The organism is Robertmurraya sp., assembly GCF_036676585.1.
In the GTDB taxonomy this organism is placed as follows: domain Bacteria; phylum Bacillota; class Bacilli; order Bacillales; family Cytobacillaceae; genus Robertmurraya_A.
The window spans coordinates 1-14,258 of sequence record NZ_JAKFCQ010000018.1 but is presented as its reverse complement, the minus strand read 5'-3'; the positions used below and the strand labels follow the sequence as shown (position 1 = coordinate 14,258).

Here is a 14,258-nt window from a genome sequence, read left to right as displayed (position 1 = left end):
AGAGACTAGAAACTCCCCTAATGAAGTCAATGAACGAATGATTAGAATATCACCTTTGGCTGCGCAGCGGCTATGACCATGGCAATCATTGTACTCGTCGAGGTTGATCTTAGCCTTAACTTTATCACCTACGTTCAAGACAAATACTCCTCGGATATAACTTCTCCATCCAAAATTAATTGGATTGTGTGCGTGTCTTTGTACATCCTGCCAGATTCTTCCATTCCACAGTATTCTGATCGTGTCTCTACATTTAGAGATAGGTTTTCACGTAGGAATTGTTTCAATTCAAGTATCTCATCTTCAGTCATTTCATTCTCTCCTAATAACCAATCTAACAAGACACATAAATAACATCTTCTACAATTTCTGTCAAGAAGAATAAATTAAATTCTTTCCTGTATCTTTGTAGACAAATTAGTCATTAGCTCTTGATAGGACATTGAGCTTGGGTTGTGTTTCTTGCGTAAAGAATACTCAGCCCATATACATTCAGTGGATGTTGGTAAATCTGCCAAAGGTTCTGTAAAGACATAACCAACTGGTCCATCACAGACCAGCCTTACAGTATCATCCAATCGGTCCGAGAATGTGTCGTTGTAAAACAATATTTTGAACACCTCATACTCACCACTATACTCTGGATGGGCCGTGCTTTGAAGAATTACAACCTCACCTTCTTTGAATTTTGGGCTCATCAAGCTAATACTCCTGTACCTTTACAGTGTTTACAGGTTTCCAAACGTTCAATGCCCCCGGTGCCCATACATTCGCCACACTTGACAGGTGCATTAAGAAGGCGGTTCAGCTCGGACCAATTTTCATTGCATGCTTCTGTGAGCAAACGTTCCGCAAGTTCTCGGCTGATGGTGACTGTTCTGTTTTTCATCACACTTCATCCTCATAATAAAATTTAACTTTAAGCTTCTTATCAAGATCGTGAAACTCTTCCCAAGCTGAATCTTTGTATTTATCATACCAGAAATTAGAGACATAGTCTTGTAAAGCTTCTCCGAATTCATCGAAGGCTTCTTCATACCAATCTACCAACAGTTCGCGCTTGTTCATACCGCCTCCTCACTAAATAATATTTCTTCCACATAGTCCCGACAAGCCAAAGCGTAGTTGTAACGAGCAATCTTTAGCTCTTCTTTGCAAACGATGTATTCCAGACTATTATCAAGGGACGTTTTGGCACTTACATAGGCACTTTCTGCCTCTTGCAGACGTTTGCGCAGTTCAGACAAGTGCTTCATAGGGATTTTCCTTCAGACACTTCTTTCAGGTCTAAAGCACGTTGAATTGCCCGGAGAGAGCACAAGGTGAATGCACCATTACCTTTTAGTGCAAGCTCTGCATATGATGGATACTGACCGTCATTACCACCTTTAAGGTATTCTTCAGCTAGAAGCTTTCTTGCTAGTTCACTAACTTCAATGTCTGTTTTCATTGGTCTGCTCCAAAATCAGGTTTTTGCACATGAATTCTCTGCATACTTTCTGTCTTAAATGCTTGAGCTTTCTGTGTAGCTTCAATGCGTGTGTTTGCTTGAATAGTTGTTGTGAATTTGTTGTTTAGGTAGAGATTGTAGGTGGTCATTTGGAATCCTCAATAAGTTTCTTGAACATTTCATCCAATGCTGCTGTATTGGCACAGGATAAGCATCCAGAAGCTTCACCATGAGTAATATGTTGGTATTTACCATCTTCAATATTACGAAGCATTCGATATACACGTTCTTTCAAATCATCTATATCAATCATAATAGCAGCCATTACTTATTCCCCATTGCCTTTTCAATAGCATGATTAATTTCTTCATCAGAGGATTTAGTGTTCCCAACTACTTCAAAGAAGTCTTTCCATTCTTCTGATAGCAAGTCCCATTCAATTTGGCTTGCTGTAACGAAAGCGTTCCACTTCTTTGCATCCTGAATCTGTTCAGCAGATGGGCGTTTGGATACTGAGACTTTCTTCTTTGGAGTGCTCATGACAATTCCTCGTAAACGGGTAGGATTCTATCAATCTTAATTATATCTGCTGAGGGGAATTCATCTCGTGCTAGATCCTCAGCTCCAAATAGCCCAGCACAATGTACGTTAATAGCAAATGAAAAGACTTCTCCATTAACATCATCACACATCAAAACCCGGTAGTCGTTCATAACATTCTCCTCATAAATATTGTCTTTCTGTGTTTGTATTGTGGCTTAGGGTGGAAGGGCTGTCAAGAATCTTTTCGCTGCATTTCCAAAAGAAATTTACCAACATCAAACAGTTTCTCAAACATTTCAGCAGGAATGGCACTGATTACACTTACTACCTTCCACACTTTCAAGTCGGTGTCATACTCCTCGTAAACAATATCAACATGACCTTCAATCTCATCCCACAAACGAATCCCTGTACGGTTAAAATCAAAGTCATCCGTGAACCAGATTACACCGTTTTCTACTTTAGACATTTTCTTTCTCCTCATTAGAAATAAACCATTGACATCCATCATTAGGATTCTTGCAAGCTACGCACATAACTAAATACGCTTGGTATTTTGGTAAGGATTCCTGCGTGTATCTGGTGCAGGATGAGCGCTTGTTACAATCTGTACCGTGGCACTTTACTAAGGAAGTCATTTAATCAACTCCTTAAGTTTCTCTACATCAACATGGAAGCCGATGTCCACCCACTCCGCATAAGAATATAAAACATGACTGCCATGGGGATACTTCTCTCCCGGATGCTCCGCAAGCCACTGATCATAGTGCTCGTCAAACGTTTGAGGATTCAGCACTTCCAAAGTGATCTGCATAGGACCACCATTGTAGCTGTCTCCCTCAATTTCCATGTTGCAGTTGTATTCTTCCATCAAGTTGGCAAGCTTTTGGAGGAATTCTTTGGTGTGGTTGTTCATTCTACAATCTCCCAATAACCAGTTTCAGCAAATGCGCAGATGTGATTCTTACCATCTAAAAGAATCATGTAATTAAAACCATCTTCACCTTCAATCCATGCAGCATCACATATGAAGCTGTCGTCTTCATATGAATACTTGTCTACTAGATACTCTTTAAAAGGAATTACTACCTTCGATGTTGTTGTACCATTCAGTCTTACTTTCATTTATATCCACTCCGGTTGTTGACGTTTTGTCCAAACAGCAATAATCTGCTTCTTATCTGTACGCGTTGACCATTCCTTGAACTTCTGCACCAAGTATAATTGGTAAGCTTTTGGTACGTCAATACCTTTCATTGTCAAAGCTTTAGCCTTAAATTCATCGGGCATTGCACACCGAAAATCTGTCTCAGCCTCTAGTGTAATCCCTTTTGGTGCATCCTTCAGAATGTCAAGGTGCTGGGCGCTTGCATGAATCTTACCTGTACGAAATGTGTATTCATCCGATAATGCTTTAGCATGGTTCCACAACCAACGATAATTAGCTTTACTTTCACGGCACCAGATATTCGAAGGGTGGTTACGATGACTAGGCTTGTAGGCAATCTGCACACCATCCACCTCAACGTGTGCAGTAGATAGCAACTGGAGCACCTCCACCAACAGCTTGCGGCAATGAATGTCGCAGTGGTCTTGTGCTGATTTGACTGGGCAGTCTGAAGTACGGAATATATTCATGAGAAAGGCTTCTGTGTGATTGGTTTATGTGAGGAATTATAGGCATGAAAAAGCCCTCGGTCAACGAGGCTGTGCGATTATTTAAACTTTTTTATTGGTATGACCACAAGATCATGAGTCAGCTCTTTAGGCCACTTCTTCATAGCCTTCTGAGCTTTAACAATTTGTTTGTACATATCACTTGATTTTTTCATACTAAAACCTCCAATTTATTTTATTAACCACTAATCAATCGAGCATCTTCGTCTGGACGAGAATCTATACCTAAAGTCTTACTACGACCCCAACAAGTTGTGCCGTCTGTAAAGCCCGCCGCAATAGGATCACGAGTAATTCGTACCCAACTGCCATGAGATTGATTCTTCATACGACCGACACTGTTAGCAAACACGTCATGATTTACAGACTTAGGAAAGATGAAAATTTCTTCAATGTCATTTTCATCTAGGGTTACGATATATTTCATTTATTAATACTCCGTTTCAAAGTTATCAGGATCAAATCCACTTTCAGGATAGTAATTCACATCTGGCATACTGTCAAGAACATCTTCAGGGAAATTATACTCAAATTCTAACATTTCAACGACTACAGCAGCCTTTTGGCTGCCTTTCTTCTTATCTTTATACCACAACTGTAGGTTCGGAACGTATGTATATACGTTTTTAGGATAACCGTTGAACCTCTTTTTGTACACTGTTGTCAGCCCATCTTCAATGAACTTACGCAAAATATTTCCTGTTGCCTTCAAGTCCATATTGCACATGTCAGCAATAGATTGCTGTGTGTCGTAATATTCATTTCCTAGACTTTTGAAGAAGTCAAATCTGTTCTTCAGGTGTGCGTAGATAACCTTATCACTAAGGTTCATTTTGACGCATTCACCGTTGCTATTCACATACCCACCAGCATTCAGCAGCTTGTAGGGCATCATGAGAAATTGGTTTTCGTTCCTTTGCTTTGACATACATTACCTTCGTTCTTAAAGTTCTTTTCATTTGTTTTGTGATTCCTAGAGTTCTTAATTTCTATTAATTGTTCTTCATTTCAGACACCTCCATAATTTTAAACATACACTGCAAAATGAAAGACTGACGTGACTTACTGCCACGATTCTGGTCAATCCAAGTAAGCAAGTGTTTAGGAATAATAAGGCTCATTTTGTATCTCCGTAAGGATAATTTCGTATGGGGTAAAAATGACCATACACATTCATATCTCTTTCACTTCGTTCTGGCACACAAACAATATTAAGATCTTACACCGATGTCAAGCCGAATGCAAGACAAGGCATGCTAAATACAAGATAAAAGAAAAAGATCTTCGCTCTGCTCATGTCGTGCTCCGTTCTTGAATTGTGTGGTATCTATTTATCAATCTTATTATTTCAATCTAAATCATTCAATATAATTATTGGTGCTAAAATACCCATAGGGTGTGGTGCTTTTCTCCATACAGGCTATAGGAATAAAATACCTACTGGCACTTTAGCTTGGTTCCCTAATCCTACTAGCAATCCACTGCTTAATATCCTTATGAAAGTCTCCCTTATACTCAACCCAAGAGAAACATTGCCCAGCCATCCTATGACAATCTTCAAGCGTATTAACTACACGAAAATAGATTGAATGTCCAGTTAATAGTGAGACTTTACCAAATTTATCGCTGTCTACAAGCTGATAGAAATTATCAATAGCAAATTGTTCCTGTGCATACTGAGCTTCAAACTTGTTTGTAAATACTTTAAGGATATTCATTTACTATTCCTTTCTTTCCACTCTTCAAAACTAATAAATGTTCCATCTTTTAACAATACTCTTTGTTCCAAGACATTCGGCTGTCTGCCTTCCTCTAACAACTTCTGAGCACCATATTCAGACAGGCCATGATTGGTCATTGCACCTCTGTCTGTAACTGTCACAGCCATTCTCTTAATCTGTTCAATGAATTCCATGTCTTCTCTTTTCTTCATAAGCTCAGTTGGTGAAGGTGTACGCTTAAACCAGTCAAAGAAACTCATCTCATTCTCCTCAATTCAATATACAAATTGTCTCACGTTTACAAGCTTAAAATCAAGCTTTTGAATATGGTATTATTTCAAGGTGTCAGGGGTTAACTTGAGGGATTTTCATAGTCAAATCCTAGGTGTTTCTTCCAAGGCTTCCCAAAATAGTCTCCAGCCTTACCACTCAACTCAAGCCAAGTGTACTTCACTTCTGTCCAGCTTTCACACTGTCCTTTGAACAACTCTGTGTAAAAGAAATCAATATCTGTATCAGGACAACCTTCCCAGTCATAATAATCTACATAGCCAACACCGATCTTAAATACAACTTTCCACAACCCTTTAACCTCTGAATGGCTGTCACCAAAAGAATTGTAGAAGAAATTACCTGTCCAAGACACGTACTCCCTAATATCATCTTCTACGTTGAACAAATCTCCCGCACAGAGAGGGATTATTTTTATGGAATAATCTTCTTGGCGAAGAGGTGAACACCATACTTCTACGATTGATTCGATCATGATTTACTCTCCTTTAAATATTTCTCTTGTAGAGTCACGTTCAGATTTTATTTCTATATCCCCTTTACATACCAAAACGCCTTGAATAAATCCTAACCACCTATTTCTCTTTGTTTCAGAAAGACTTTGATCAGAGATAATAACTTGGAGCATCCACAACAAGTGTGAGTATTCTATGGTTCCGTTTGAATCTTGCTCCGCAATGACTCCCCTATCTTCTAATAAACAGATGTACTTACTAGCAACAATTTCAAAGGATTTCATCAATCTCCTCCCTTCCACATTACTTCATATCTAGGACAAACATCAGACAGCTTTCTCATTCCCATATAGTAATCATTCAGACCACCAATCACAAAGAAAATCCCCTGACTATTCATCACAAGCATCTCCCCCTCCCCGAGCTTGTATTTCTCTCCCGTAGAGGTGTCGATTATTTTAAATTTCTTTTTCATTTGTATAAGCTCCTGAAAGGGCTGTTCATTTTCTCACACCACGCTTCGGCTTGCTGGACAAGATCCATGTTTGCACCATATTTATAGAAGAAAACCCACTCTCCGTCTACTTTCTTCAGAACAGGCTTACCGCGAGGATCATTTTTAGCATATTGGAAACTCATAATAATCAGCAGCTCTGCTGCGCCCTCCTCAATTAATGTAGGCCAATTATCACACCTTCTTTGAGCCGTGTCAAGCATAAAGCATAAAATTGAATAAATTCACTGGGAGATTCCTCTAAAGAGGCGGCCTAAAGGCGTCCCTGACGGGCTCCCTAAAGAGAGGATGGATTTCTTTGAAATGTGCTTGACAGGGGCAGGGAAGGGGTGTAGATTAGGACACATCAACCAATAGGAGCAATAGACATGAAAGTTTATCTGATCGACATGGACAACAAAGGTCTGCACAAATACGGATTTGACATCTGGTCTGATAAAGGCTACGTTCTGTTCAACGCTAGAACCAAACAGCTTGCTATGGCGTATGTCACAGGCAGTGGTCATGAACTGCTTGAAGAATTGACTCTTGACGAGTATAATTTGAAGTACGATTAACCTCTCAATGTCGCTGAGATTTCGAAGACAAACAATACGCGTATATGTATAATGCAAGATTAATTTAAATATAAATTGGGTAGGGATTGGGAGAGAAGATATGAAACCATTTATTTATGTACATGAACTGATTGAAAATAGCGGCGGCAGCTGGATTGGTTGCCCCAGTGAGGACGTTGTGCATAAGTCTCACACTGAAGGGGAAACTGGTGAGGAAGTAATTGCACTGGTTAAGCTGAGTGATGCGCAAGCTCGGATTGAGGAGTTGGAAGAAGCTTTGAAGGGTTTCGTAAACTGGGAACGTACCCAACACATAGAATCTTTGTTTGATGACCATGAACTATGGAAACGTGCTGAACAAGTATTGGAGAACAAACAATGAGAGTATGTCAATCAATTCAGGAGCTTCTTGACGAAGAACTTAGTCAGATGTGGTAAGGGCTGGATTATGAGGGTTTGAATGTGGAGAATACGAAAGAGTGGTTTGCAGGGACAGATATATTTGTGCAGATTTTAGAGAAGCTTAAAGAGGAGAATGAGTGATGGGTGTCTTAGCTTGTGATAGGCAAGGTTGTGAAAACATCATGTGCGACTACTACAGTTATGAACATGGTTATATTTGTCACGACTGTTTGAGTCAGCTAATGGATACACAAGGAAGCACCACGATCAGTCAATTTATGCAAACACCAAAAACACATGAGAGAGCTACTTACCCAAATGCTTGGGGAGATTATGTTGAAAGTGTTTTTCAGGAGAGGAATTAAATGATGATTAATATCGCTAAAGATTATCGCAAATATTCTAGTGAAGAACTTCGTGATAAAGCATATATGGGCACGCTTGAATGTAATGGTTATGATTTGTCTGACTTCTTGGAATATATTTTTCAGGATATGATTTCTCAAGATGACCTAGACAAAGCTGTTGAGGAGGCTGAACAAGTGGATGGTATTTATTGTGCAGAATGTGGGGAGATGATGTGATGAGTAATATACCCAAGTATTTTGTAAAGTTGAACAAAGAAAATTGGCATGAGGTTTATATTATTTTGTACGCAAGTGAAATTGATTACCACCTCGTTGCAACTTTCAAATGGGAAACTGACATGTTAGACTTTACTAAGGGAGATTTCTGATGGACGATTATGAAGTTAAATATTTTCTGAGCCATCCACAATTTGGTGAGAAGGAAGTTACCAAGGAAGAATTCATCAAAGCCGAACGAGCAGCAGGTTTTCGTCCAAAGAGTGGACGAGATGATGTTTGTGCTACAGGCGGCTTCAGTGGTAAGGGTCTGAGCGGAAGTGTTCGTTACATTGATCTTGAGCAATAACCCTTGCTATCCTTGAAGTAATTGGGTAGGATATTCACTAACGTTCCTATCCTTTATTCTAATTCAATAATTGGCTGGATTGAGAGGAGAGAAGTGTGAGTAACATTCGTAAAGTGATAGAACATTACACAGATTTCTCAGGGGAGAAACTTTGTTGCCCAATTCACGGAGAGAACACACCATCCCTTCAAATCTATGAGGATACAAACTCATGGTATTGCTGGGGTGCGTGCGGTGAAGGTGGTGATGAGATTGCATTTGTTAAAAGTATTGATGGTGTAGATTTTCCTGAAGCTGTAAAGAAAGTGTGTGAAATTCTAGAAATAACCAAAGAGGAGCTTATGGAAAGTAAAGATAAAGAAAAGGTAGTAACTAAAGTCTCAGCAGAGAATGCTGAAGCTATGGACATTGAAGAAGTGAAGGAACTTATCCGTTCTACTGGATACGTTAGCCATGGCTACCGTGGGATTCGTGATGAGATTAATAAATTCTTTGGACACCTAACTAAGCTTGATGATCAAGGTAATGTTCTCGCTCGCTATTATCCTGAGACAAACAATTTTGGTAAATTGACAGGCTACAAATGCCGTAATCACCCAAAGGATTTTAGTCACGGTAAAGTAGGAGCTACTGGTAACAAGAGTCAACTGAGTGGACAAGTTAAGTTCAAATCACCTTCCAAATACGTACTCTACGTGGGTGGTGAAGAGGATAAAGCTGCTGCATACCAGATGCTCAAGGAGAATCGAAAGGATCAGGAGTTTGATTCTATCCCTGTTGTAAGTCCTACATCTGGTGAAGGCTCAGCAGCAAAACAAGCTGCCATGCAATATGACTGGTTTGACCAATACGATATTATTGTAATTGGTATGGATCAAGATGAGGCTGGCATTAAAGCAGCTAAAGAAATTGCAGCAGTTTTACCGAAAGAAAAGCTTCGTATTGCTACATGGTCGGGCAAAGATCCTAACCAGATGCTGATGGATGGTAAAGAGAAACAATTTGTCCGTGATTTCTACAACGCTAAAGAGTTTATCAATAGTGGTATTTCATCTTCTGGTGATGCTGAAGCTGGTCTTGCTGAGTTCCTGACAGCGCCTAAGATCGGTCTTCCTCCTCAGTTGAGTAAGCTTGAAGCTGCAATGCGTGGCGGTATTAAATCAACAGGTTCTGTTGTAAACATTATTGGTGATACAAGTATTGGTAAGAGCTTTCTATCCGATACGTTGATTTATCATTGGTTGTTCAATAGTCCTCGTGTTCCAACTATTGTGAGTCTTGAGCGAACTAAAGAAGAGTTGACAATTGATTTGCTGTCAATGCATCTTAAGAAAAACCTGATGTGGTTTACAGATGGTCATGATGCTGTTGACTATTTGAATCAACCAGAAGTGCAGATTCTTAAGAACGAGCTTCTTTACAATGAAGCTGGTGAACCTCGATTCTTCATCATTGATGAACGGGAAGGTGATATTGAACTTCTTAAACGTCAGATGGAGAAAAGTGGTAAAGTCAATGATTCTCGATTGATGGTGATTGACCCGCTCACTGACTTCTTGCGATCTTTGGGTACAGAGGTTCAAGAAAACTTTATGATGTGGCAGAAGCTGCAAAAGAAGAACGGGTTTGTATTCATTAACATTCTTCACACACGCAAACCACCAACTGATAAAGAAGGTAATGTCCGTAAAGTGACTGAATATGATGCTCTTGGTTCTGGTACATTTATCCAGTCAGCAGACGTGAACATTGTGATTAATCGTGATAAGATGTCGTCCGATCCAATTGAGAAGAATACCACCTATGTTGATATGCCAAAGTGTCGTGGGGGTATCACTGGTGAGATTTGTGCGCTATACTATGACGCTGAAACTCGTCAGCAGTATGATCGTGATGATTACTTCAACACACCAATACAGTCACCGCCTGAGCATCTTGCGGAAGAAATTAGTTTTTAAGGAGAGATTGTGAGCAACGATATTGTCTACGACATTGAGGCCGATGGGTTCGTTTTTGAGTCAACTAAAGTTTGGACAATTTGTTTGACTCATGTACAGACTAAAACTAAGCTGAAAATTAATCCATTTAAAGATCCAGATGCTAAGAAGAAGTTTCTAGAATTCATCTTTTCGTTTGGTGAATGCCCTAATATTATCGGGCACTTTATTTTGGGCTACGATAATTTCGTTGTTCAAAATCTTCTTGATATTAATTTTACAGTTGGCAAGGATACAATTGAAGGCAAGCCTGTTCAGTTTATTGATACTCTATACCTTTCAATGTTCCTAAACCCTGACCGGATCGGGCACAGCATTGAGGCTTTTGGTGAGGAATTAGGACTTCCAAAGATTGATTGGCGAGCAAAGGCAGTTGAACTAGGGTTGATTGAAAGGAACGCCCCAAATGGTGCAGAATTCCAGCAATGGCATCCTGAGATGGACGTATATTGCGACCGAGATACAGATGTAAACGTCTTGGTGTATGAATATCTGAAAAGAGAGTGGAGAGAAGTTTATGGTAAGGAATTTACCATCACAGATGCTTACAAATGTGGACAGAAGTCTTTCTATCTTATGTCTTGCCAAGAGCTGACAGGTTTTAAGTTTGATATTGAGGGTGGTAAAAAGCTGGCAATTCGCATTGAACAGATGATGGAAGAGATCCGTGCAGAGGTTGAGCCACAACTTCCTCCACGGGCCTTGAAAAAGTCTGAAGAATCTTTCTACTCCATGCCAGCAAAACCCTACAAAAAGGACATGACTTATAGTTCTGCATGGCTTAAGTTTGTAGAGAAACACAATGGCAAAGAACTGGAACATAGCTTTGAAGGTGATCGTTGGGAATTCTACGGGAAAGAGTATTTCGTAGAACCGGGACAGATGCTTGATATTAAATTGCCAATGGAAATGGCTAACCAAGATCAGATGAAAGATTGGTTTCTTGAATCAGGCTGGCAGCCAACACTTTGGAACTTTAAACGAGGTCCAGACAATAAGCCAATGCGTGATCCTAAGACACGTCAACTGATTCAGACAAGTCCTAAGATTCAGGAACAAGGGAAGTTGTGTAAGAACCTTGAGAAAATGGAGGGGCCGCTTGTTAAGTTGGTTGTTAAATGGCTGAGCCTCCGTAACCGACAATCTGTCTTGAATGGCTGGTTGACTAATGAACGTCTGCAAATGGATGGGCGAATTGGTGCAGGACGTAGTGGTATTGCTGCAACTCACCGGCAAAAGCATAAAACTTGTGTGAACGTGCCTAAAGCATCAGAGAAGGTATTGCTTGGTAAAGAGTTCCGTTCGTTATGGATTTCCGATGATGGGATGTTGATTGCTGCTGGGGATGCGGCTGCGTTAGAGGGACGGGTTCAAGGACATTACTGTTTTAAATATGATGGTGGTGCAACCGCTGAAGAATTGTTAAAAGGTGATGTCCACTCTAAGAATGCTTTTGCTTTCTTCGGCCATGAAAAAGATTTGCAGCAATTTGATTTCCATAGTCCAGACTTCAACAAGGAACATCCGAAGTTCAAGCCGTATCGGGATAAGAGTAAAAACGGATACTACGCCTGTATGTACGGCTGTGCTGGGCCTAAGCTCGCATCTACTTTGGGCCTTCCTGTAAAGATGGGCAATGATAAGTTAGAAGCGTTCTGGGAAGCTAACCCAGCAACGAAAGCCCTGAAAGAGAACCTAGAGAGATATTGGGAAAGTGTTGGGCGTAGTAAATATCTTCCTGCTATTGATGGTCGTATGCTTTGCACCCGTAAAAAGTCCGCATTGCTGAATACAATTTTCCAAAGTTGTGGTGGTATTTCCATGGACTATGCACTTTGTTTCATGGATGCATGGCTTGGGGGCCTGAGGTGGAAAGATCGTAAACCCTACTACGTCTACAAAGGATTTATTGTAAAGCGTGTTGCCTACATGCACGATGAAGTAGAATTTGAGTGTGAAGAACCAATTGCAGAGGAAATTTCAAAAATGATTGAACGGGCTATTGAAAAAGCAGGTTTGTATTTAAATCTAAAAGTCCCCTTGGCGGGAGAAGGTAAGGTGGGGAAAAGCTGGTGCGAAGTTCACTGATTGGCATATATTCTATAAATAATCTTATAAATGGGAAAAGATATATTGGAAAGTCAAAAGACATTCATGGTAGAATCTGGTCCCATTTCAATCTACTGGAGAAAGATGAGCCAACAAGATCTGTAAACAGGCATCTCTATGCTGCTGTTAAGAAATATGGACTTGAGAATTTTTCATGGGAGGTACTTGAACTTTTTGAAGTTCTGGATGAAGATCTTTTGGCAGATAGAGAAATCTTTTGGATGGAATTTTACAACACGACAGATAGAGATTCAGGCTATAATCTCATGAAGGATAGTTCTTCAAGGACAATTGTGCATCCTGAAACGATTGCTTTCTTTAAAGAAAAGATGCTAGGTGAAGGTAATCCAAACTACGGCAATTTCTGGGATGACAAGCAGAAGGCATCTATGAGTGCAATTGCTAAGGACAGGCACGCAAGCGGAGAGTTCTATGGTGAAGAGTGGCGACAGAAAATTGGCTTAGCAGCCTCAGATGTATGGAAGGACGATGAAATAAGAGCTAAGATGGCAAGAAGTGTAGCTATTGCCAAATCTAAATATAGGATTTATCAGTACGATAAAGTGACAAAAGAGCTTGTAAAAGTTTGGGAAACGATGCAAGATATTATCGATGAGAATCCAGACTATCATAAGATTGCAATTTATTCGGTTGCAAATGGGCACAAGAAGTCGTATCGCGGATACATTTGGAAAACAGAGCTAAAAGAAATTCAAAACACCCCTTGACGACACACTGAAATAGGCGCATACTGTTACCTAACGAAATAAAAGGAGAGAAAAGATGAAAGTTTACGCAGTACTTGCTTATGATAACTACTATCCCGGACCAGACAACTGTAGGGGTTTGTTCCTCAGCTTTGAAGATGCACAAGCATTCCTTGTTGAGCACAAGGCAACAAGTCGCTACACTTATGATTACTACGATATTGTAGAAAAAGAAGTTAACTGAACCTAGGAGAAACAAAATGCAAACTAAAATCCAATACACCGTAGCAGACGACACCACTATCTATGCAGAAGTGGATACTCGCGATCAGGCCCGTGCAGCGTTGCGTAACTTGAAAGCTAACGGGAATAAGTCTGTGAAGATTTATCAAGAAGAGTTCGCTCGTATTGCTAGTAAACAGGTTCGGTGATAATATGGCCTATTGTGCAGTAGGACTCAAAACAGAAAGCGGTGACAGCTACACCGTTCTTGTTGAATATCGTAGTGTGTCTGATGTTCCAGCATATCTTTATGATATTTTTGATGAAGAACTTGGATATGTTTCTGAAGTTGATGTAGATTCTGGTGTTAGTCCTGAACTTGATGATAAAATTGAAGCTGAGATTCGGGCACAAGTTAAAGTCTTGGAGGATAATCAGTAATGGGTAGAATCACAATTCGGGAAACAAACTCTGTCGGTGAGAGCTTTTCTGAAGTAGAATATATCTTTGAGGATAGTTCAGATTACTTTGCTTGGAGTGAACAGAAGACAGAAGCATTGAATAATGCGTTGAAGAGTTATGTTAGCGGAATGGATTTCTTGGGCGGTGAAAGTCCTTTTGAGAATGAAGACGCTGGAAACGTGACAGAAATTAAAGTTGCTAAGAAAGCTAAAGAGCCG

Annotated in this window: 33 protein-coding genes; 13 read left to right on the top strand and 20 right to left on the bottom strand. The window is 40.0% G+C overall.

The annotated features are described in order from the left end of the window. Positions 1-134: 134 nt before the first annotated feature. From ACGLXV_RS01345 to ACGLXV_RS01250, 20 genes are all read right to left on the bottom strand, one after another. The gene (locus ACGLXV_RS01345) at positions 135-311 is read right to left on the bottom strand and encodes a hypothetical protein (RefSeq protein ID WP_391557191.1); all 177 of its coding nucleotides are present in this window, start codon (positions 309-311) and stop codon (positions 135-137) included. 75 nt (positions 312-386) lie between these two features. Beyond that, complete coding sequence (locus ACGLXV_RS01340; RefSeq protein ID WP_391557190.1) at positions 387-698, bottom strand: hypothetical protein; 312 nt, start codon at positions 696-698, stop codon at positions 387-389. Between the two features lie 190 nt (positions 699-888). Continuing rightward, complete coding sequence (locus ACGLXV_RS01335) at positions 889-1,068, bottom strand: hypothetical protein (RefSeq protein ID WP_391557189.1); 180 nt, start codon at positions 1,066-1,068, stop codon at positions 889-891. Beyond that, positions 1,065-1,256, bottom strand: a complete 192-nt coding sequence (locus tag ACGLXV_RS01330; RefSeq protein ID WP_391557188.1) for a hypothetical protein — start codon at positions 1,254-1,256, stop codon at positions 1,065-1,067. Before ACGLXV_RS01330 ends, ACGLXV_RS01335 begins: the two co-directional genes overlap by 4 nt. Further along, the gene (locus ACGLXV_RS01325) at positions 1,253-1,450 is read right to left on the bottom strand and encodes a hypothetical protein (protein ID WP_391557187.1); all 198 of its coding nucleotides are present in this window, start codon (positions 1,448-1,450) and stop codon (positions 1,253-1,255) included. The genes ACGLXV_RS01330 and ACGLXV_RS01325 overlap by 4 nt, the downstream gene beginning before the upstream one ends. Then, entirely contained in the window at positions 1,447-1,599 is a 153-nt protein-coding gene (locus ACGLXV_RS01320; protein ID WP_391557186.1) for a hypothetical protein, read from the bottom strand. Before ACGLXV_RS01320 ends, ACGLXV_RS01325 begins: the two co-directional genes overlap by 4 nt. Then, positions 1,596-1,775, bottom strand: coding sequence for a hypothetical protein (locus tag ACGLXV_RS01315; protein ID WP_391557185.1), 180 nt, complete (start codon positions 1,773-1,775; stop codon positions 1,596-1,598). The genes ACGLXV_RS01320 and ACGLXV_RS01315 overlap by 4 nt, the downstream gene beginning before the upstream one ends. Beyond that, positions 1,775-1,990 (bottom strand): hypothetical protein, encoded by a 216-nt coding sequence (locus ACGLXV_RS01310; RefSeq protein ID WP_391557184.1) that lies wholly within the window; start codon positions 1,988-1,990, stop codon positions 1,775-1,777. Before ACGLXV_RS01310 ends, ACGLXV_RS01315 begins: the two co-directional genes overlap by 1 nt. Further along, positions 1,987-2,163 carry a hypothetical protein gene (locus ACGLXV_RS01305; RefSeq protein ID WP_391557183.1) on the bottom strand — a complete coding sequence of 59 codons (177 nt, stop codon included), beginning with the start codon at positions 2,161-2,163 and terminating at the stop codon, positions 1,987-1,989. The genes ACGLXV_RS01310 and ACGLXV_RS01305 overlap by 4 nt, the downstream gene beginning before the upstream one ends. 62 nt (positions 2,164-2,225) lie before the next feature. Continuing rightward, on the bottom strand, positions 2,226-2,462 hold the full coding sequence (locus ACGLXV_RS01300) for a hypothetical protein (RefSeq protein ID WP_391557182.1): 237 nt from the start codon (positions 2,460-2,462) through the stop codon (positions 2,226-2,228). Between the two features lie 165 nt (positions 2,463-2,627). Beyond that, a complete protein-coding gene (locus ACGLXV_RS01295; protein WP_391557181.1) occupies positions 2,628-2,909 on the bottom strand; it encodes a hypothetical protein in 282 nt (93 codons plus the stop codon). After that, a complete protein-coding gene (locus ACGLXV_RS01290; RefSeq protein ID WP_391557180.1) occupies positions 2,906-3,118 on the bottom strand; it encodes a hypothetical protein in 213 nt (70 codons plus the stop codon). The genes ACGLXV_RS01295 and ACGLXV_RS01290 overlap by 4 nt, the downstream gene beginning before the upstream one ends. Further along, complete coding sequence (locus ACGLXV_RS01285; RefSeq protein ID WP_391557179.1) at positions 3,119-3,631, bottom strand: hypothetical protein; 513 nt, start codon at positions 3,629-3,631, stop codon at positions 3,119-3,121. Positions 3,632-3,848: 217 nt separating this feature from the next. Further along, positions 3,849-4,097: a hypothetical protein gene (locus tag ACGLXV_RS01280; protein ID WP_391557178.1), complete on the bottom strand. Its 249-nt coding sequence runs from the start codon at positions 4,095-4,097 to the stop codon at positions 3,849-3,851. A 3-nt stretch (positions 4,098-4,100) separates the two neighbouring features. Beyond that, positions 4,101-4,598: a DUF6945 domain-containing protein gene (locus ACGLXV_RS01275; RefSeq protein ID WP_391557177.1), complete on the bottom strand. Its 498-nt coding sequence runs from the start codon at positions 4,596-4,598 to the stop codon at positions 4,101-4,103. A gap of 520 nt (positions 4,599-5,118) precedes the next feature. Beyond that, positions 5,119-5,388 carry a hypothetical protein gene (locus ACGLXV_RS01270; protein ID WP_391557176.1) on the bottom strand — a complete coding sequence of 90 codons (270 nt, stop codon included), beginning with the start codon at positions 5,386-5,388 and terminating at the stop codon, positions 5,119-5,121. Next, positions 5,385-5,651: a hypothetical protein gene (locus ACGLXV_RS01265; protein ID WP_391557175.1), complete on the bottom strand. Its 267-nt coding sequence runs from the start codon at positions 5,649-5,651 to the stop codon at positions 5,385-5,387. Before ACGLXV_RS01265 ends, ACGLXV_RS01270 begins: the two co-directional genes overlap by 4 nt. A 92-nt stretch (positions 5,652-5,743) precedes the next feature. Continuing rightward, the gene (locus ACGLXV_RS01260; RefSeq protein ID WP_391557174.1) at positions 5,744-6,157 is read right to left on the bottom strand and encodes a hypothetical protein; all 414 of its coding nucleotides are present in this window, start codon (positions 6,155-6,157) and stop codon (positions 5,744-5,746) included. A gap of 3 nt (positions 6,158-6,160) precedes the next feature. Beyond that, positions 6,161-6,421, bottom strand: coding sequence for a hypothetical protein (locus tag ACGLXV_RS01255; RefSeq protein WP_391557173.1), 261 nt, complete (start codon positions 6,419-6,421; stop codon positions 6,161-6,163). Then, positions 6,421-6,612 (bottom strand): hypothetical protein, encoded by a 192-nt coding sequence (locus tag ACGLXV_RS01250; RefSeq protein WP_391557172.1) that lies wholly within the window; start codon positions 6,610-6,612, stop codon positions 6,421-6,423. The genes ACGLXV_RS01255 and ACGLXV_RS01250 overlap by 1 nt, the downstream gene beginning before the upstream one ends. Positions 6,613-7,019: 407 nt before the next feature. On the opposite strand from ACGLXV_RS01250, the gene ACGLXV_RS01245 reads away from it, so the two are divergent. From ACGLXV_RS01245 to ACGLXV_RS01185, 13 genes are all read left to right on the top strand, one after another. Next, the gene (locus ACGLXV_RS01245; protein ID WP_391557171.1) at positions 7,020-7,208 is read left to right on the top strand and encodes a hypothetical protein; all 189 of its coding nucleotides are present in this window, start codon (positions 7,020-7,022) and stop codon (positions 7,206-7,208) included. Between the two features lie 100 nt (positions 7,209-7,308). Then, positions 7,309-7,590, top strand: a complete 282-nt coding sequence (locus tag ACGLXV_RS01240; protein WP_391557170.1) for a hypothetical protein — start codon at positions 7,309-7,311, stop codon at positions 7,588-7,590. 160 nt (positions 7,591-7,750) lie between these two features. Continuing rightward, the gene (locus ACGLXV_RS01235; RefSeq protein WP_391557169.1) at positions 7,751-7,975 is read left to right on the top strand and encodes a hypothetical protein; all 225 of its coding nucleotides are present in this window, start codon (positions 7,751-7,753) and stop codon (positions 7,973-7,975) included. After that, a complete protein-coding gene (locus tag ACGLXV_RS01230; protein ID WP_391557168.1) occupies positions 7,976-8,194 on the top strand; it encodes a hypothetical protein in 219 nt (72 codons plus the stop codon). After that, complete coding sequence (locus ACGLXV_RS01225) at positions 8,194-8,346, top strand: hypothetical protein (protein ID WP_391557167.1); 153 nt, start codon at positions 8,194-8,196, stop codon at positions 8,344-8,346. The genes ACGLXV_RS01230 and ACGLXV_RS01225 overlap by 1 nt, the downstream gene beginning before the upstream one ends. Further along, positions 8,346-8,543 carry a hypothetical protein gene (locus tag ACGLXV_RS01220; protein ID WP_391557166.1) on the top strand — a complete coding sequence of 66 codons (198 nt, stop codon included), beginning with the start codon at positions 8,346-8,348 and terminating at the stop codon, positions 8,541-8,543. The genes ACGLXV_RS01225 and ACGLXV_RS01220 overlap by 1 nt, the downstream gene beginning before the upstream one ends. A gap of 95 nt (positions 8,544-8,638) precedes the next feature. Next, positions 8,639-10,501: a CHC2 zinc finger domain-containing protein gene (locus ACGLXV_RS01215; protein ID WP_391557165.1), complete on the top strand. Its 1,863-nt coding sequence runs from the start codon at positions 8,639-8,641 to the stop codon at positions 10,499-10,501. Positions 10,502-10,510: 9 nt separating this feature from the next. Beyond that, the gene (locus tag ACGLXV_RS01210) at positions 10,511-12,628 is read left to right on the top strand and encodes a DNA polymerase (protein WP_391557164.1); all 2,118 of its coding nucleotides are present in this window, start codon (positions 10,511-10,513) and stop codon (positions 12,626-12,628) included. After that, positions 12,613-13,377 carry a GIY-YIG nuclease family protein gene (locus ACGLXV_RS01205; protein ID WP_391557163.1) on the top strand — a complete coding sequence of 255 codons (765 nt, stop codon included), beginning with the start codon at positions 12,613-12,615 and terminating at the stop codon, positions 13,375-13,377. The genes ACGLXV_RS01210 and ACGLXV_RS01205 overlap by 16 nt, the downstream gene beginning before the upstream one ends. Before the next feature lie 55 nt (positions 13,378-13,432). Next, the gene (locus ACGLXV_RS01200; protein ID WP_391557162.1) at positions 13,433-13,600 is read left to right on the top strand and encodes a hypothetical protein; all 168 of its coding nucleotides are present in this window, start codon (positions 13,433-13,435) and stop codon (positions 13,598-13,600) included. Between the two features lie 16 nt (positions 13,601-13,616). Beyond that, the gene (locus ACGLXV_RS01195; RefSeq protein WP_391557161.1) at positions 13,617-13,787 is read left to right on the top strand and encodes a hypothetical protein; all 171 of its coding nucleotides are present in this window, start codon (positions 13,617-13,619) and stop codon (positions 13,785-13,787) included. After that, positions 13,765-14,019, top strand: coding sequence for a hypothetical protein (locus tag ACGLXV_RS01190; RefSeq protein WP_391557160.1), 255 nt, complete (start codon positions 13,765-13,767; stop codon positions 14,017-14,019). Before ACGLXV_RS01195 ends, ACGLXV_RS01190 begins: the two co-directional genes overlap by 23 nt. Beyond that, the coding region (locus tag ACGLXV_RS01185; RefSeq protein ID WP_391557159.1) for a hypothetical protein at positions 14,019-14,258 on the top strand (240 nt) is incomplete at its 3' end. The genes ACGLXV_RS01190 and ACGLXV_RS01185, both read left to right, overlap by 1 nt.

Excerpts from the sequence above, each read along its gene's own strand:
- ACGLXV_RS01345 (WP_391557191.1), bottom strand. The coding sequence starts at position 311 with ATGACTGAAGATGAGATACTTGAATTGAAACAATTCCTACGTGAAAAC.
- ACGLXV_RS01340 (WP_391557190.1), bottom strand. The coding sequence starts at position 698 with ATGAGCCCAAAATTCAAAGAAGGTGAGGTTGTAATTCTTCAAAGCACG.
- ACGLXV_RS01335 (WP_391557189.1), bottom strand. The coding sequence starts at position 1,068 with ATGAACAAGCGCGAACTGTTGGTAGATTGGTATGAAGAAGCCTTCGAT.
- ACGLXV_RS01330 (WP_391557188.1), bottom strand. The coding sequence starts at position 1,256 with ATGAAGCACTTGTCTGAACTGCGCAAACGTCTGCAAGAGGCAGAAAGT.
- ACGLXV_RS01325 (WP_391557187.1), bottom strand. The coding sequence starts at position 1,450 with ATGAAAACAGACATTGAAGTTAGTGAACTAGCAAGAAAGCTTCTAGCT.
- ACGLXV_RS01320 (WP_391557186.1), bottom strand. The coding sequence starts at position 1,599 with ATGACCACCTACAATCTCTACCTAAACAACAAATTCACAACAACTATT.
- ACGLXV_RS01315 (WP_391557185.1), bottom strand. The coding sequence starts at position 1,775 with ATGGCTGCTATTATGATTGATATAGATGATTTGAAAGAACGTGTATAT.
- ACGLXV_RS01310 (WP_391557184.1), bottom strand. The coding sequence starts at position 1,990 with ATGAGCACTCCAAAGAAGAAAGTCTCAGTATCCAAACGCCCATCTGCT.
- ACGLXV_RS01305 (WP_391557183.1), bottom strand. The coding sequence starts at position 2,163 with ATGAACGACTACCGGGTTTTGATGTGTGATGATGTTAATGGAGAAGTC.
- ACGLXV_RS01300 (WP_391557182.1), bottom strand. The coding sequence starts at position 2,462 with ATGTCTAAAGTAGAAAACGGTGTAATCTGGTTCACGGATGACTTTGAT.
- ACGLXV_RS01295 (WP_391557181.1), bottom strand. The coding sequence starts at position 2,909 with ATGAACAACCACACCAAAGAATTCCTCCAAAAGCTTGCCAACTTGATG.
- ACGLXV_RS01290 (WP_391557180.1), bottom strand. The coding sequence starts at position 3,118 with ATGAAAGTAAGACTGAATGGTACAACAACATCGAAGGTAGTAATTCCT.
- ACGLXV_RS01285 (WP_391557179.1), bottom strand. The coding sequence starts at position 3,631 with ATGAATATATTCCGTACTTCAGACTGCCCAGTCAAATCAGCACAAGAC.
- ACGLXV_RS01280 (WP_391557178.1), bottom strand. The coding sequence starts at position 4,097 with ATGAAATATATCGTAACCCTAGATGAAAATGACATTGAAGAAATTTTC.
- ACGLXV_RS01275 (WP_391557177.1), bottom strand. The coding sequence starts at position 4,598 with ATGTCAAAGCAAAGGAACGAAAACCAATTTCTCATGATGCCCTACAAG.
- ACGLXV_RS01270 (WP_391557176.1), bottom strand. The coding sequence starts at position 5,388 with ATGAATATCCTTAAAGTATTTACAAACAAGTTTGAAGCTCAGTATGCA.
- ACGLXV_RS01265 (WP_391557175.1), bottom strand. The coding sequence starts at position 5,651 with ATGAGTTTCTTTGACTGGTTTAAGCGTACACCTTCACCAACTGAGCTT.
- ACGLXV_RS01260 (WP_391557174.1), bottom strand. The coding sequence starts at position 6,157 with ATGATCGAATCAATCGTAGAAGTATGGTGTTCACCTCTTCGCCAAGAA.
- ACGLXV_RS01255 (WP_391557173.1), bottom strand. The coding sequence starts at position 6,421 with ATGAAATCCTTTGAAATTGTTGCTAGTAAGTACATCTGTTTATTAGAA.
- ACGLXV_RS01250 (WP_391557172.1), bottom strand. The coding sequence starts at position 6,612 with ATGAAAAAGAAATTTAAAATAATCGACACCTCTACGGGAGAGAAATAC.
- ACGLXV_RS01245 (WP_391557171.1), top strand. The coding sequence starts at position 7,020 with ATGAAAGTTTATCTGATCGACATGGACAACAAAGGTCTGCACAAATAC.
- ACGLXV_RS01240 (WP_391557170.1), top strand. The coding sequence starts at position 7,309 with ATGAAACCATTTATTTATGTACATGAACTGATTGAAAATAGCGGCGGC.
- ACGLXV_RS01235 (WP_391557169.1), top strand. The coding sequence starts at position 7,751 with ATGGGTGTCTTAGCTTGTGATAGGCAAGGTTGTGAAAACATCATGTGC.
- ACGLXV_RS01230 (WP_391557168.1), top strand. The coding sequence starts at position 7,976 with ATGATGATTAATATCGCTAAAGATTATCGCAAATATTCTAGTGAAGAA.
- ACGLXV_RS01225 (WP_391557167.1), top strand. The coding sequence starts at position 8,194 with ATGAGTAATATACCCAAGTATTTTGTAAAGTTGAACAAAGAAAATTGG.
- ACGLXV_RS01220 (WP_391557166.1), top strand. The coding sequence starts at position 8,346 with ATGGACGATTATGAAGTTAAATATTTTCTGAGCCATCCACAATTTGGT.
- ACGLXV_RS01200 (WP_391557162.1), top strand. The coding sequence starts at position 13,433 with ATGAAAGTTTACGCAGTACTTGCTTATGATAACTACTATCCCGGACCA.
- ACGLXV_RS01195 (WP_391557161.1), top strand. The coding sequence starts at position 13,617 with ATGCAAACTAAAATCCAATACACCGTAGCAGACGACACCACTATCTAT.